This is a genomic window from Cytophagaceae bacterium ABcell3 (genome assembly GCA_030913385.1).
Lineage (GTDB): Bacteria > Bacteroidota > Bacteroidia > Cytophagales > Cytophagaceae > ABcell3.
The window spans coordinates 3,440,594-3,456,133 of the sequence record CP133159.1 but is presented as its reverse complement, the minus strand read 5'-3'; the positions used below and the strand labels follow the sequence as shown (position 1 = coordinate 3,456,133).

14 protein-coding genes are annotated in these 15,540 nt (G+C 40.1%); 9 read left to right on the top strand and 5 right to left on the bottom strand.

Annotated features, from left to right (window positions below):
* Positions 1 to 311: 311 nt before the first annotated feature.
* Positions 312 to 1,568 carry a mechanosensitive ion channel gene (locus RCC89_13860; protein ID WMJ74244.1) on the top strand — a complete coding sequence of 419 codons (1,257 nt, stop codon included), beginning with the start codon at positions 312 to 314 and terminating at the stop codon, positions 1,566 to 1,568.
* Positions 1,569 to 1,621: 53 nt separating this feature from the next.
* On the top strand, positions 1,622 to 2,371 hold the full coding sequence (locus RCC89_13855; protein WMJ74243.1) for a DUF4197 domain-containing protein: 750 nt from the start codon (positions 1,622 to 1,624) through the stop codon (positions 2,369 to 2,371).
* Positions 2,372 to 2,408: 37 nt separating this feature from the next.
* Here the strand turns inward: RCC89_13855 and RCC89_13850 are convergent, their stop codons facing one another.
* The 4 genes from RCC89_13850 to RCC89_13835 form a co-directional block, all read right to left on the bottom strand.
* Positions 2,409 to 2,813 (bottom strand): hypothetical protein, encoded by a 405-nt coding sequence (locus RCC89_13850; GenBank protein ID WMJ74242.1) that lies wholly within the window; start codon positions 2,811 to 2,813, stop codon positions 2,409 to 2,411.
* Positions 2,814 to 3,226: 413 nt separating this feature from the next.
* Positions 3,227 to 5,446: a TonB-dependent receptor gene (locus tag RCC89_13845; GenBank protein ID WMJ74241.1), complete on the bottom strand. Its 2,220-nt coding sequence runs from the start codon at positions 5,444 to 5,446 to the stop codon at positions 3,227 to 3,229.
* A gap of 252 nt (positions 5,447 to 5,698) precedes the next feature.
* The gene (locus RCC89_13840; GenBank protein WMJ74240.1) at positions 5,699 to 6,466 is read right to left on the bottom strand and encodes a hypothetical protein; all 768 of its coding nucleotides are present in this window, start codon (positions 6,464 to 6,466) and stop codon (positions 5,699 to 5,701) included.
* Positions 6,463 to 6,837 (bottom strand): hypothetical protein, encoded by a 375-nt coding sequence (locus tag RCC89_13835; GenBank protein ID WMJ74239.1) that lies wholly within the window; start codon positions 6,835 to 6,837, stop codon positions 6,463 to 6,465. Before RCC89_13835 ends, RCC89_13840 begins: the two co-directional genes overlap by 4 nt.
* Positions 6,838 to 6,990: 153 nt before the next feature.
* Here RCC89_13835 and RCC89_13830 point away from each other — a divergent pair, with 153 nt between their 5' ends.
* From RCC89_13830 to RCC89_13800, 7 genes are all read left to right on the top strand, one after another.
* Positions 6,991 to 9,636: a DNA gyrase/topoisomerase IV subunit A gene (locus RCC89_13830; GenBank protein WMJ74238.1), complete on the top strand. Its 2,646-nt coding sequence runs from the start codon at positions 6,991 to 6,993 to the stop codon at positions 9,634 to 9,636.
* Positions 9,608 to 10,318: an RNA methyltransferase gene (locus RCC89_13825; protein WMJ74237.1), complete on the top strand. Its 711-nt coding sequence runs from the start codon at positions 9,608 to 9,610 to the stop codon at positions 10,316 to 10,318. The genes RCC89_13830 and RCC89_13825 overlap by 29 nt, the downstream gene beginning before the upstream one ends.
* Positions 10,315 to 11,046: an ElyC/SanA/YdcF family protein gene (locus tag RCC89_13820; protein WMJ74236.1), complete on the top strand. Its 732-nt coding sequence runs from the start codon at positions 10,315 to 10,317 to the stop codon at positions 11,044 to 11,046. The genes RCC89_13825 and RCC89_13820 overlap by 4 nt, the downstream gene beginning before the upstream one ends.
* 135 nt (positions 11,047 to 11,181) lie before the next feature.
* Positions 11,182 to 11,919, top strand: coding sequence for a hypothetical protein (locus tag RCC89_13815; protein WMJ74235.1), 738 nt, complete (start codon positions 11,182 to 11,184; stop codon positions 11,917 to 11,919).
* A gap of 56 nt (positions 11,920 to 11,975) precedes the next feature.
* Positions 11,976 to 13,001, top strand: a complete 1,026-nt coding sequence (locus RCC89_13810) for a zinc-binding dehydrogenase (GenBank protein ID WMJ74234.1) — start codon at positions 11,976 to 11,978, stop codon at positions 12,999 to 13,001.
* 814 nt (positions 13,002 to 13,815) lie between these two features.
* Positions 13,816 to 14,247 carry an NUDIX hydrolase gene (locus RCC89_13805; protein ID WMJ74233.1) on the top strand — a complete coding sequence of 144 codons (432 nt, stop codon included), beginning with the start codon at positions 13,816 to 13,818 and terminating at the stop codon, positions 14,245 to 14,247.
* Positions 14,248 to 14,465: 218 nt separating this feature from the next.
* Positions 14,466 to 14,981, top strand: a complete 516-nt coding sequence (locus tag RCC89_13800; GenBank protein WMJ74232.1) for a hypothetical protein — start codon at positions 14,466 to 14,468, stop codon at positions 14,979 to 14,981.
* Positions 14,982 to 15,012: 31 nt separating this feature from the next.
* Here the strand turns inward: RCC89_13800 and RCC89_13795 are convergent, their stop codons facing one another.
* Complete coding sequence (locus RCC89_13795) at positions 15,013 to 15,495, bottom strand: hypothetical protein (GenBank protein WMJ74231.1); 483 nt, start codon at positions 15,493 to 15,495, stop codon at positions 15,013 to 15,015.
* Between the last annotated feature and the right edge of the window lie 45 nt (positions 15,496 to 15,540).

The window sequence follows — 15,540 nt, the reverse complement described above, 5'->3', positions numbered from 1 at the left end:
CATCAAATGTTGATGCTTTTTACTCTTTTTTTAGTCAGTTTGAGTATTATTTTCTGCTTTATTTTAAATAAACTTTATAAGTTAAGAGAGGGCGATTAAGCTTTTGTCCTTAGTCCCTAATATTTCCCAGTGTTTTGCTATTTTCAAATCTTCCCGTTTTTTGTTAGAAATCTAAATTTTAGCTTAAAAGCCCCGAAAGGGGCGATATGATTATAGAAAAAGAACAACCATCACCACCCAGCCCCGAAGCGGGCGAATGTGTTTTTTCTATTTAGGCTAAACCCTATCGCCAGATTTGGGTTTAGTTTACAATGTCTGCAGCTAATTTACCAAATTCGTCACGAAGGAATACACGGGATAAAAGAAACTTGGCCAGAAACCGGCGAACCCATCGCAGGAGGTCGGGCAGGCGGAGGGTGTCCAGTGCTAAGGGGAGTCTTAGAAAGTTTAGACAAGCCACCTTGCTCGCTGTTATTTTTACTACTTTATTGTTGATGTTACTCCCTTCTGGCGATGCTGAAAGCCAAGACAATGATTTGCCGGATACTGTAGCTATTATTGATGAAATAGCGGTAGATGAATTAGTTGAAACAGTAGAGGAGGACGAGGAGGAGTTGGCGCCTGCTGAAACTGTCAGTGAGGCACTGATAACCCTACGTGAAATGGTGGCTTCGCTTTATCGGAACCTTCCACGTTTTGGTATCGCTCTGGTACTATTGCTTGTGGCTTGGATGGTGACCAAAGGGGTAAAGTATGTTTTTAGAAAAATTTCAAAAAACAAGAGACGCAACAGCGGGATAGTTGCACTGACTACCATTGTAGTTTGGCTGGTTGCTATTAGTATGATTTTTGGGGTGTTATCAGGGGATATAAGGGCATTGGTCGGGTCTTTGGGGCTGCTTGGATTGGCATTGTCATGGGCGCTTCAAACGCCTATAGAAAGCTTTACAGGTTGGTTGCTTAACTCTTTTCAAGGTTACTATCGGATAGGCGACCGGGTGGTGGTAGGAGAGGTGTTTGGCGACGTATATAAAATAGACTTCCTTACCACAACAGTTTGGGAAACCGGAGGACCTGAAAGAATGGGTTTTGTCAACGCAGAGCAACCTACCGGCAGGCTGGTTACCTTTCCCAATAATGAAGTGTTGGCCGGCTCTGTTATTAACCTTACCAGAGACTTTCCTTTTGTTTGGGATGAGGTAACGGTTCAGGTGTCTGACGAATCAGACTTACGCTTGGCCATGGAAGTGCTGTTTAAAGTGGCATCTGACTTATTGGGTGATCATATGAAGGGACCAGCCCGAAAATATGGGACTATTTTGCAGAAAGCTGGGTTGGCCTATGAAGGCATTCCGGAAAATCCGCAAGTATTTTTTAACTTCAACGAATCTTGGACTGATACCACACTTCGGTATTTGGTAAACGCGCGTGAACGCAGAAAATGGAAAAGTCGCCTGGTGTTGGCAATCACAGAAGAGTTTGGTAAACCTGAGTACAATGGGAAAATCTCTTTCTCTTATAATAGAAACCAGGTACAGTTTTTAAACCATCACCCTGATATTTCGTAAATCAGGAAATTACCATACTATTTTTTAAAAGAGAGCGTAATTGCTCAACGATCATGAAACACTATACCATCATTTTACTTTCTGGGCTGCTGCTGGTGTCTATAGCTTGCACAGATTTATTGAAAGAGGTCAATACTAGTCTTTCTGAAGAAGAAATGGCCGAAGGTTTAAAAGCGGCATTGCAAGTAGGTACCGATACCGCCGTTGGCCGTTTGTCTTCGGTCAATGGGTACTTAAAGGATGAGGCAGTAAAAATTTTGCTCCCACCAGAAGGGGTGAAAATTTTGAATACAGTAAACAGTATACCTGATGCCACGACAAGAGGAATTATCAACGATCAAATAGATAAAGTAATAGAAAGTATGAACCGTGCGGCAGAAGATGCAGCTTCAGAAGCAAGACCTATATTTGTTGAAGCCATTACAAATTTAACTATACAAGATGCGATAGGAATATTAAACGGCCCAGATACGGCTGCTACTGGGTATTTGCATGGTGCGACTTATAGCCAGCTTTTAACGGCATTTACTCCTAAGATCAACAATTCCCTCAATAACCCCATTGTTTTTGGGCAATCTACAGAGTCTTTGTACAAAGACCTTATCAATGCGTACAATACAGCATCCTTAGGAGGTTTTTTGTTTGATCAAATTACAGAAAACAGTTTAAGTACACATGTTACCAGTCAAGCACTGACTGGTTTGTTTTTTAAAGTGGGCGACGAGGAACGCATGATCCGTCATGATCCGCTCCACAGGGTGTCAGAAATACTGAAAAAAGTATTTGGCAATGAATATGATTAGCCAATTTTTACATTAACTGTTAGAACATAATGCTAGTTTATGGCTTTTTCCTTTTTTTCTTGTTTTTGTGATAATGTTCCCAAGTCATTTCCTTGGGAACAAGATTAAAACTTCCATAAAATATACCTCTTTTGTTGTTATTTTTTTCAGAGTCAGCATCAGTGATAAATACTTTATGTCTTAAGAGGTAGTACTTTGTTGGTTTCTTCTTCTTTTTAACCGGTTTTGTAGTTTTTACTGTGTCAGGTTCTGCGGCCTCTGAATGCGAACTGGTGTCTAACGTATCAGAGGTATTGTTCAAAGTATCTGTTCGCTTGATCGTGTCCTTGACCATGACAGGCTTGTTTTCCTCCTCCGATTCGATTTCCATTTCTTCTTCAACCTCTGGGTCCCTGACAAATCCATCTGGTTCATCACAAGCGGTTAAAAGTGCAAATGACATTAAAAAACATATGTTTGTTATATATGTAAATATTCCTTTTTTCATAATAAGCCAATTTTAAAATATAACCAGCCATTTAAGTGCTTTGTTAAAAAAACCTTTATAAGGTTCCTACAAAAATCATACGGATTATTTAAAAAGAAGATGTTTGGACATGGGTTACTTCCCACGAAAAGTAAAAATTAACAACTCTTGCCGGACCTGTTCCGGCATCTGTCAAAAGTTTGCAGAAAAGTACGGCTTTCTAAAACCTTTCTATATAAGAAAAACTTCGTTAGCACTACCTTATGTCTAAACTATTTTTTTAGGCAAAAAAAAGAGCCACCCCGAAGGTGGCCCTTAAAAATAAAAATTAATTAAACTCAGGTTATGCAGTAGAGCTCTGCATGACAACTCTGTTACATAATTGAGTTTTAAAACATAAACTCAATTCCTCCGGTAATCATCCTTGGAAGGCCTACCGTAATACCTTGAGGTCTTCTTGTGGCAATGTACCTTTCGTTGGTAAGGTTTTTACCAGCAAGTGTGAAGGTCAAGGGAATGTTTTTCATTCTATAATAAGCGGTGGCGTCCAATAAGTAGTAAGATGGCATAACCCCAGTTCTACCATTGGCATCAGGGGTTTCAGAATTAATTTGGTCGGTGTATTGGCGGCCTACATAAGTGAGCACACCTCTTACACCCACTCCAACTGGCAGCTCAAAACCGGCAGCGCTGTTTACCAATAAACGAGGTGCGTATGGCAATCTGTTTCCTGCAATATTTTCATCAACGCCATCCCTAGGAACCTCCATTTCTGTATATCTTGAATCTACTAAAGTGATATTGGCATCATAGAAAAATTTATATCTGGTGTTGAATAGTTTGCTAAAATCAACATTTAAGGCTATTTCAGCACCTCTGTGTTCTGTAGCTCCTGCATTGACAAAACCAACGCCTGCGCCTCCCATAGAAAGGGCTGCTGGTACAATTTGGTTGGAAAAAGCCATGTGGAATAAAGTAATTTCAGTAAAAACAGCCTCGTGGAGACGGGTTCTTGTCCCTAGTTCATAGTTCCAGCTAAATTCAGCATCTAGTTCCAGAGCTTCTCCTTCAGGGGTGATGGCATCTTTAATTCTTGGAGGGGCAAAACCTCTGTGTATACCAGTAAATACTGTAATTCTGTCGTTTACGTTATAGTTGACCCCTGCACCGGGAATTACACCTAAAACATTATTGTTGTTAACTAAAGCTGTGTCAACAAAACCTAATCTAAGGATATCTCTTTCATAGTTATACGATTCCACCCTTGCTCCAAATGTGAGGCTAAATCTTTTGGTGAAGTCCGTTCTGTTATGTATAAAACCACTTAGTGCGTGACCAGTCCTGATTTCATCGTCTCTTAACTCACCAGACCTTGAGTTCGGGCTGCTGCCTATTAAACGTTGTTCTAAAGCACGTTCAAAAATATACCGTACACCAGCTTCAGTATGGTTGCTTATGTTATTGGTAAAATCTACGTCATAGCTTAACCTGGATTCAGCACCAGCTACTTCAAATTGTCTGTTTCTGTGTTGGTTTCTGTTTCTTAGCAATATAGCACCGCCTGTTACAGAAGGGTCTCCGAAGTATTGACCTGTCCAATCGTTTGGACTGATTAGCGCTCCTTCTTCGACAATACTATAAGCATAGTCTTGCCTTTGCCAGTTTCTAGTGGTGGTATATCCAAATGCCGAATTTTTCAGCTTTAGGCGTGGTGTAATTTTATAGACATGGTTCACGCTTAATGAATATCTTCTAATAGGCAGAATGTCATCAGGGACAATTCTGTCAAAGTCCATGCCTCCCATATCGAACATACGCTGCGTCATGCCTACATAGGTAGCATTGGAAACTTCGTCATAAATACCCGCTTTTATTCCTACCGTATGCTTGTTGCCTAGCTTTGTAACGGTTTTTATGTTCAGGTCATTTGCCCTAAACCAAGTAGGCCCCATATTGTCAGCCCTTCTGTGTAAATAGTTGACCAATATACCGGTATTTCCTACCGTGGTTCCAAAGCTGGCATTGCCCATAAAGTAACCCATTTGTCCACCTTGTAACCTTAACCTTGTTTCGGTACTGTCGGGAGGGTTAGGGGTAATATAGTTTACGACACCTCCGATGGTCTGGGGACCATGCATAATTTGTCCACTACCTTTCAATATTTCCACACCTTGCATTCTATCAATAGATGGCGTGTAATATAGCTCAGGTTCGCCATAAGGTGAAAGCGCAATGGGGATACCATCTTCCAAGACCAACACATTACGGCTCCTGTCAGGGTTCAATCCTCTGATACCCAGATTTAATCTTAAACCCGCACCTTCTTCATCTACCACGTGTACACCGGGAGTTCTTCTAAATACTTCATTGCCACTAATAGGGGCTATTTTTCTTATTTCTTGCTCCGGAATATAAGTTGCTGAGCCAGGTATATTTTTCAAAAGGCTACCTTTTTCTCCGATAATTTCTACTTGTGGGAGCTTGCTTAGGGCAGTGTCTGAAATTACTGTTACTGAGTCAGGAATTGATTGACTCAAAGCGGAGGAACCACTCATGCAAAACAGGCACGCCATCTTAATTACCTGCTTCCGGTTTATATTGAAAATCATTTTTATTTAGATTGATTTTAAATTACAGTCGCAAAGTTATACCCGAAAGTTTTTTTTGCAAACTTTATTTAGAAAAAGTCTAAATAAAAATTAGGTAATAATTATGTGTGTAGGTTAACTTGTTGTTTATTAGTTTTTTTAGTTGGTTTTTCAGGTTGGGTGATATTTGTCATTGTTTCGATTCCTGCTTGTGCAGGTCAAAGCAATGCGCTTTTTGATCCATTGGAATTATAACAATAGTGTACTGCTTCGTCACTTTTTGTACCACTTTTTCTTTTCGGGCTCAGGAGCTTTTTTGAGCTTCATTTTGATAAGAAGTTTATTGAGCCCACTCGGTTCTTGTCCTTTATTTTTAGCCTTTTCTTTGGCTTTTTTCTTTTTGGCTTTTTCTTTTTGCTTCTTTTTGCGCTCTTTTTCCTTAGCCTTTTCTTTTCGCTTTTGCTTGCGTTCTTTACTTTGGTCTGTTTTATATTTAATATCGGTAGGGATAAAGTATCTGATGGTCACGTGCAGGTTGTTAGCCTCTTCCATTTCTTTGCTCCCCAGTAAAAAGTTGTATCCCGTCATAAGGTGGAAACCTAAGAGCCTAAAGCCGACCACTGGGCCACCACCAAAGCGGCTTCCTGTAAAATCAGTATAGTAACATGTATTTAGTCCATAAGTCAAGTCTACACCTTTTTTAGTCCATACACCCGCCTGGTACCCTAAGACCCGGTCTTGAAAACTATAAGCTGCTGTTCCATATACGGCATACATTCTTGGATTTTTTAGACTGACTTTTTTCCAGTGTTTTTGTACACCAAATTCGAAAAAGGTCGTCCGGCCTTGGTGCATGCCCAATAGAAAGCCGTACCGGGAGGAGTTTACTTTTAGGTTGGCAGCATCAGCAAGGAGGGGAGAGTGGGTATCATTGATGGAGTAAGGGAGGAGCATACTTTCCCTTCCTGCAAGCGGTTGTGCTTGCGTTGCTCCTATACCGGTCAATAATAGAAATGAAAGAAGATATAGTTTTACTTTCAACGGATTTCTTCGGTTATTAAAACAACAACTCCTAGAGAGTTTACCTCAAAAGCTATTCTTTTGCCGTTTTTTTGTCCTGAAGCGTCATCACATTGGTCGCCTGGTTCGTAAAAGTATAAGTAGCTTTTTTTGCCCCTTTCATAATAGCGTTGCATGTCAGGCTTTCCAAGCAGCTTAAAAAGGTTCTTATCTGAAACCCCTTTTAAGCTTTCTTTATTTTCCAGTAAAAGCTTTACAAGGTCTCCTCTGTGGTTGTTACAGCCTTTTATGTCGTTGGCCCAAGCCTCTTTACTAAAGCCTTCTATTTCAGGCGTACTTCCACAGGAGCAAAATATAATCGAGCAAAATAAAAGGAGTATGGTGTTTTTCATTTAATTTTTTGCCAAATTTAACCTGTTAAAATTCCTTGTCCAATTAATTGTGCAGGGAATTTGGAGGCTATGTATGGTATATAAACTCTCTTTTTGATTTTTTATTTTAGTTCTTAATTTTGAACGATCACAAAATATTATCCGACCAGATTTATGGCTGAAGATGAAATAGAGGATGGCCCTGAACAGGGCGATGATAACAACGGTGAGTTTTCACACGACGTAATTCCTGTTTCAGGAATGTACGAAAATTGGTTTTTGGAGTATGCCTCTTATGTAATCCTAGAACGGGCTGTTCCTGCTATTGAGGACGGGTTGAAACCGGTGCAGCGCAGGATTTTGCACGCCATGTACGAAATGGATGACGGGCGGTATAATAAGGTGGCCAACATTATTGGCCAGACTATGCAGTACCACCCCCATGGAGACGCCTCTATTGGCGACGCTATGGTGAACCTGGGGCAAAAAGACCTTTTGATAGATACTCAAGGAAACTGGGGTGATATTCGTACGGGCGATAGGGCGGCCGCATCTAGGTATATAGAAGCCAGGCTTTCCAAGTTTGCTCTGGATGTACTTTTTAACCCTGATACTACACCTTGGCAACTGTCGTACGATGGAAGGAAGAGGGAGCCTGTTACGCTTCCTGTTAAATTTCCTCTGTTGTTGGCGCAAGGTGTGGAAGGTATAGCTGTAGGCCTTGCCACAAAAATACTGCCGCATAACTTCTGCGAGCTATTGGAGGCTTCTATTAATATCCTTAAAAATAAACCCGTTACCATTTACCCTGACTTCCAAACAGGGGGAATGATTGATGTTACCAATTATAACGAAGGGCAGAAAGGCGGAAAAGTCAGGATTAGGTCCAGGATTGAAGAGCTGGACAAGAAAACCTTGGTCATTAAAGATATACCTTATGGTGTAACTACTACCAATCTAATTGATTCTATCATTAAAGCGAATGATAGTGGAAAAATCAAGATCAAGAAGGTTATAGACAATACCGCAAAGGATGTTGAAATACTGGTGCAGTTGGCGCCTAATACATCCCCTGACATTACTATAGATGCTTTGTATGCATTTACAGATTGTGAAGTGTCTATCTCTCCTAATGCTTGTGTAATTATTCAAGATAAACCGCACTTCATTAGCGTAAACGAAATTCTGAAGATTTGTACCGACCAGACGGTTGCTTTGCTTACCAGGGAACTGGAAATCAAGCGCAGCAACCTTATGGAAAAGTTGCTGTTCTCTTCTTTAGAAAAGATATTTATTGAAAACCGTATTTATAGGGATATTGAGGAATGTGAAACTTGGGAAGATGTCCTCATTACTATAGATAAAGGCTTGGAGCCTTATAAAAGCCAGTTTTTCAGAGAAATTACCCAAGATGATATCATTAAGCTTACAGAAATTAAGATTAAAAGGATTTCGAAGTTTGACTCTTTCAAAGCAGATGAGCTGTTGCGCAAACTTCAAGAAGACCTGGACGAGGTAAACTATAACCTTGAGCATATCATTGAGTTCTCAGTAAAATATTTCCAAAACTTATTAAAGAAATATGGAGAGGGCAGGGAAAGAAAAACTGAGATCAGGACTTTTGATGTCATATCTGCCAATATAGTCGCTGCGGCAAACCAGAAGCTTTATGTTAACAGAAGTGAGGGTTTTATTGGCTATGGCCTTAAGAAAGACGAATATATCTGCGACTGCTCAGACATAGATGACATTATCGTTTTCCGTAAAGATGGGGTTTGTGTGGTAAAGCGGATAGAGGAGAAAGTCTTTGCGGGCAAGAACATCATTTATGCCGGGGTGTTCAAACGGAATGACGACCGTATGGTATATAACATGATATACCTAGATGGGAAAAGCGGTTTTTCCATGGTCAAGCGTTTCCAGATTTTATCTGTTACCAGGGACAAGGAGTATGACCTGACTAAGGGAACCAAAGGCTCTAAAGTATTATATTTTACAGCTAATCCTAACGGAGAGGCGGAGATTGTAACAGTGACCCTGACACCAGGCTGCAAGGCCAGAATGAAAGTTTTCGAGTTTGACTTTGCTTCTATTGCCATTAAAGGAAGAGGTTCCCAAGGTAATATCCTCACCAAATATCCTGTTCGAAAAATTCAGTTCAAATCCGGTGGGGCTTCTACCCTCGGCGGTGTGGATATTTGGTACGATGAAGTGGTAGGAAGGTTGAATTATGATAATAGAGGGCGGTATATAGGCAATTTTGAAGGAGAAGACCGGGTCATTGTGTTGTATAACGATGGGACTTACGAATTGACTTCTTATGAATTGACCAACCGCTATGATGCCCCAACGGTAGTTGATATTGATAAAGTAACCGACGAGCTGGTAATTTCTGCGGTCTATGTAGAGGGAGAATCTAACGTAAACTATATCAAGCGGTTTAGGCTAGAAACGGCTACCGTAGGAAAGAAATTTAGTTTTCTTCCAGAAACAAAGGGAACGAAGTTGTTATTTGCTTCTACTTCAGAAGAACCTTTGGTCAAGGTAAGCTATGTAAAAGGAAAATATGTCACAGAACCTGATGCTGAACTAAAACTGTCCGAGTTTGACATTAAAGGTTGGAAAGCGTTAGGGAATAAAGTTTCTAATGCAAAAGTAAAAAATGTGACCTTGCTTGAATCTGGTGCTAAGAAAAAGGAGGACAAAGAAGGCTCTGGTGACGATGGTGGTTACAAACCGGGGTCGAGTGTAAAGCTTGACATAAAGCCCAAGAACAAAAAAGATGATGATGATGGAAAAGACCAATTGGGCTTGTTCTGATTCAGATGATATTGAAGAAGGCCTGAAAGTTTATCTTTCAGGCTTTCTTACAGAAGAGCGTATGGCTCGGCTAAAAGATGTACTTGGTCGTCGTACCCGCCATTTGACGGTAGTGATGGAAGATATTCACCAACCCCACAATGGAAATGCCGTAATACGTTCATGTGAATGTTTTGGTATTCAGGACTTACACATTATTGAACATAAGTCTAGGTTTTCTATTAGTAAAAAAGTTGGCTCTGGTGCTTGGAAGTGGATAGACATAAAAAAATATAAAGGTGTCCATGCTACCGAACAATGTATTAACTCGTTAAAGGACAAAGGGTATCGAGTACTGGCCGCCACCCCGCATACAGATGATATTAGCATTGGAGACTACCAGCTTGACACTAAAACTGCCATCATGTTTGGCTCAGAGCATACAGGATTATCTCCCAAAGCGATGGATCTGGCCGATGGTTTTATTAAAATACCTATGCATGGCTTTACTGAAAGTTTGAATATTTCCGTATGTGCTGCAATAATGATACAGAATTTAAGGGAAAAACTAGACGCTTCTTCACTAGATTGGCGTTTAAAGGAAGAAGAGGCTGAGGAAATCATTAGAAGGTGGGTAAGAAAATCGGTGAAGAAACCTCATATGCTTGAAAAGCAATATTTCAGTATAATAAAGAAAGCTTGAGAAAGAATTTAAAGAAACTACTTAAAGGGCTTACCATAATGGTGCTGCTCGTTGTTTTAGGGGCTGCTTCTATCAATATCTGGATGTTGGCAAAAACAGAGGGTCGGGTATATACCAATATTAATGAGATACCTGAAAATGATGTGGCTTTGGTATTGGGCACCAGCAAGTACAACAGGAGTGGAAGGGTAAACCTATTTTTTAAAAGCCGTATGGAGGCTGCAGCAGCATTATATCATTCAGGCAAGGTAAAGCATATCATTGTAAGTGGGGATAACTCCCTTTCGTATTACAACGAGCCACAGGATATGAAAAAAGCCTTATTGGCAAAAAATGTCCCCGTTTCTGCTATTACCCTTGATTATGCCGGCTTTCGCACTTTTGACTCCATTGTGAGGAGCAAAAAGGTTTTTGGAAGGAGCAAGCTAACCATTGTTACTCAGAGTTTCCATTGCAACAGGGCATTGTTTATCAGTGATTTTTACGGTTTGAATGCCATCGCTTTCTCAGCAGAGGGGGTTAAAGCAAATTATACCCGTGTTATGCAAGCCAGAGAGTTTTTTGCTAGGTGTAAAGCTGTTTCAGACCTTTACTTTTTTAACCACCAGCCCAAGTTCTTAGGCGATAAAGTAAAAATAGTCATAGAACCACCTGTGCCTTTAGATTCTGTGAAAGTAATAGAGGTTAAGGACGATAGTAGCCTTGATTTGAAAAAAGCGTTGCCTTAAACTTGGATTATGCATTAGAACTTTCTTTTGCCCCTCATAACGAAATCTAATACATGACCCAGTTTAAAATCACTTTTTCATTCTTGTAAAACAATTTAGCCTATATAGGTATTTATATGGCTAAACTGTACACTTATGAAGTATTGGTTTGGCCTAATTTTTTATGTTTTGTTTACACATCATGCATTAGGACAGTTTTTTGCCGATGTTGAGACAGGGCTAGTTACCGGCACCCGCTATAACGAGGTAAGGGTGCCTGGCAATGAGGGTACTTTTTTTGACTTTGATGATAATTTTGAAAGCAATCCCCAGTTTTTTTACAGAGCAAGGGTCGGGTATACCTTTAACGACAGGCATGTTATATCAGCTCTTTTTGCTCCCTTGGCACTTAAATATACCGATGGAGTATTTGCAGATGATGTGCGCTTCAATAATGATGTATTTGAAGCGGGAAGCGAATTAGCTGGAAGGTACAGGTTTAATTCTTACCGTCTTACCTATAGGTATAATTTTATTGTACGAGAGAACTTTGTGCTTGGGGCTGGTATAACCGGTAAAATCAGAGACGCAGCCATACGTTTGTCTGGAAACGGAACAACTAGCGAAAAAACTGATTTAGGGTTCGTGCCACTTATTAACTTTTATACCCTGTGGAGTTTTTATGACCGCTTTGGTCTTTTGTTTGAAGGCGACGCACTTGTAGGGCCACAAGGTAGGGCAGAGGATGTGTTTTTGGGATTGACCTATACTTTTAATCAATATCTGACATTTAAAGGCGGCTATAGATTGTTAGAAGGCGGCGCTGATGTTGATGAGGTTTATAATTTTACATGGATTAATTATGCTTCTGTAGGAGTTTTGGTAAATTTTTAAAAAGTATCCCAAGGAACAATTTTGATTTTTTGTCTTGTGTACCTTACCTTTCTGCTATGAAAAGAAAGGTGTTTTTAGTTCGGAAGACTGGGTCTTTGAAAAATTTGGCATGTGTAGAAGAGCAGCTTGACCCTCCCGCGCCAGACGAAGTTACCATATCAGTTAAGACCATAGGGTTAAACTATGCGGATATTTTTACAGTATTGGGACTCTATAAGGCAGCTCCTAAAAATGAAGCTTTTGTTCCTGGCCTAGAGTTTTCCGGTCTAGTGGAGGAGGTAGGCAGCGGTGTGGAAAGGTTTAAGAAAGGTGACAAAGTGATGGGGGTAACCAAATTCGGCGCATATGCAGACCACCTTAATATCAGTTCTCAATACATAGAGCTGCTTCCTGAAGGCTGGTCATTTGAAGAAGGTGCTGCTTTTCTCGTACAGGCTTTAACAGCTTACTACGCTTTAAAACCTTTGGGAAATGTGCAGAAAGGCCATGCAGTCTTAATCCATAGCGGTGCTGGTGGGGTGGGTATATTGGCTAACCGCATCGCCCGTAAGTTAGGTGCTTATACCATTGGGGTGGTGGGCAACCATGAAAAAATACCGCTTTTACAAAAAGAAAAATATGGAGCCGGAGTCGTAAGGTCAGATAATTTTAAGCAAGATGTGCTAACGGCACTGGACGGGCGTGAACTGAACCTAGTGCTAGAGACTACAGGAGGAAAGTATCTGAAAATGAGTTATGACTTACTCGCTCCAACAGGAAGGTTGATTGCCTATGGGTCTGCGAGATATACCCCGTCTGGTGACAAGCCGAACTACCTTAAACTATTGTGGAAATTTCTAACAAGGCCTAAGATAGACCCTCATGCCATGATCACCCAAAACAAAGCCGTAATGGGATTTAACCTAATTTGGATATACGAAAGGGTAGAGCTGATGCATACACTCCTGCAAGAAATTATGGAGTTGAACCTTGACCCGCCTTACATTGGTCAAAAGTTTTCATTTGAAGAACTCCCTGATGCACTTAGGGTTTTCAGAGATGGAAAAACCACAGGAAAGTTGATTGTAGACCTGTCATCGTAACGTAGGAGGATTCCATTCCGTTGTACTCTTTTGTTTCGCCCCTATGGGGCTGATAAGGAAGTTAAAGATACGTTCTACCGATATTTCGCCCTTAACAGGGCTTATTCCCCTCCCTGTTGGTTGGTGTTTTCACCAACAACCTTGTAAGTGATAAAGTGAATTCGCCAAGATAAACTAACGCAGAAAATAAAACCTTATGCTCTCTCCCAGCACCTGTTGCGGGGGCTGTTGGTAAGTAGCATTATCCATAAAGAACGTCTATTAAAAACCACTTTTCTGCCAACTCTTAACAGATGCCGGAACGGGTCCGGCAAGAGCTGATATTTTTGTTTTTCAGGTATAGTCACCAAATTAATGGCAACCTTGTGGAAAGTGATAAAGTGAATTCGCCAAGATAAACTAACGCAGAAAATAAAACCTTATGCTCTCTCCCAGCACCTGTTGCGGGGGCTGTTGGTAAGTAGCATTATCCATAAAGAACGTCTATTAAAAACCACTTTTCTGCCAACTCTTAACAGATGCCGGAACGGGTCCGGCAAGAGCTGTTAATTTTGTTTTTCAGGGGAAGTCACCCCTAATAGTTGTGCATAAGGTAAACTAACGCCGAAAATAAAACCTTATGCTCACTCCCCGCACCCGTTGCGGGGTCTGTTGGTAAGTAGCAGTACCCGTAAAATACGTTTATTAAAAAATCACTTTTCTACAAACTTTTGACAGATGCCGGAACAGGTCCGGCAAGGGCTGTTATTTTTGTATCATCAATTAACTAATTAAATTAATATATTTGTCCTCTTAGGGAATAAACATTATTATCATGAAGAGGAAAGGTAAATTGTTTTTTTACAGAAAAGACGCTGGAAAGGTTTTTGTACTTCTAGGGCAAAGAGAGAATAAAGGAGAACATTTTTGGTGGCTACCTGGTGGAGGAGCTGATGAAGGGGAGACTGTTTTTGAAGGTGCTGTACGTGAGCTATCAGAGGAGTTGTATCCTACAGTGGAAATTAAAGCTGCTGTAGACCGTTTTAGCACTTCAGGGAAAGAGCCTGAGGCCTTTCAATATAAAACCTCCATATCAGAAAATACTGTATTCTTTGTTGAGGTAAAACAAGACTCAGATGTGCTTCCTGAAATTAGAGATGAATTCGAGAAGATGCAGTGGTTTCCCGTTAATTCCTTTCCGGGAAACATGTCTCGTGAGTTCCGTTTCTTTAAACCTGGGATGGAAGCTTTTTTGAGGAGTTTGTGAAAGGTTAATTGCAAAGTTAGTTCTGAACTGAGCTCTTAAGAGTTATGGGTAAAATTAAATTTTTGGCAGCTTTCGTGTTAGTTGTTTTTAAAGGTTGGATGGGGAAAAACCCTATTAAGGGGATATAGGTGCTTTTCAGGCAAAGGAGCATTAGTCTGTGGTGGTTTAATAGTAATGCTAATTTTTTGTTCTGCCAATTCTTATAGAAGTGTTGATACATGAGAAAAATAACCTGTCAGATTATAAGCCGACAGTCTGCAGAGGAAGTTGAAGCGCTTTTGACCTCAAAAATTTTGAAGAGAAAAGGGTTTAGGCTGGACTTCTTGTCGGAAAAAAAATATTTGTTGGGAAATATAAACAGTCTTGAGCTAGACTTAAAAACTTTTGACAAACCTCCTATGAGTGTAAAAGGAAAAATTGTTCAGGAGGAATCTGGAAGCAGAATTGATTTGGTTATTATCTCCGAGTCTCTGAAAGGTCAGTTGCGGGCTGTTATGTATGCCCTTTTTTACCCGCTTGTTTTTGCGATGGTTCTTACCGTAATTATATTAAACTCCAAAGATTTTTGGAGTTATGCAGGTGGATTTCTGGCTTTTATTTTTCCGTTAGTGTTTGTCCGTGTTTACGAAACCGTGTACTATCAGGAACCGGATCCAGAGGAGGTGCTAAGGCTGATTTCAAGGACATTAAATGGAGAAATTAGAAAGATTGAGTCTGAAATGGAAGAACGATGAAGACATTGGTCCTTATTTGTTACTTCAACCGTTAATTATAAATAATTAACGCAGGAGCATTTAGGGAAATGTCGCAAGTTGGTTTGCGACAACTTAAGTTAGTTTCTGTTCTGATTTTGTTGTTTTTCCTTGTATAGTCGATATAATAATTTCTTGGGTTAATGTTTTTTTTGTCATTAATCCAAGATAGCTTAACTCTGTCAGCATGTACTACTTTTAAAAATGTTGAAGCTTCGAAAATGTGTTCTGGATTGTATACTTTTAAATTCAGTCCTCCCTTAAAATTTAAAGTTACAATGTTTAATCTTTTATAATAATGAGCGGTTTCTATTTTATGACAATTGTCATAGTGTTTTCCAAACCAACTTCCATAAAGCCTTAAAGAACCGCCTTTGCAAAGATTTTTACTATCTTCTATTAGCTCCACAAGTTCGCACGGACGCCTTCTTTTTGTTTCACTATTAGATGTTGGCTCAAGATGGTCAAGATCTGGAGTGGCATGAAGAGCTGTCATAAATTCTGTTGGCCCAACCTTTGAAACTCGCTTGAAAATTTTAAC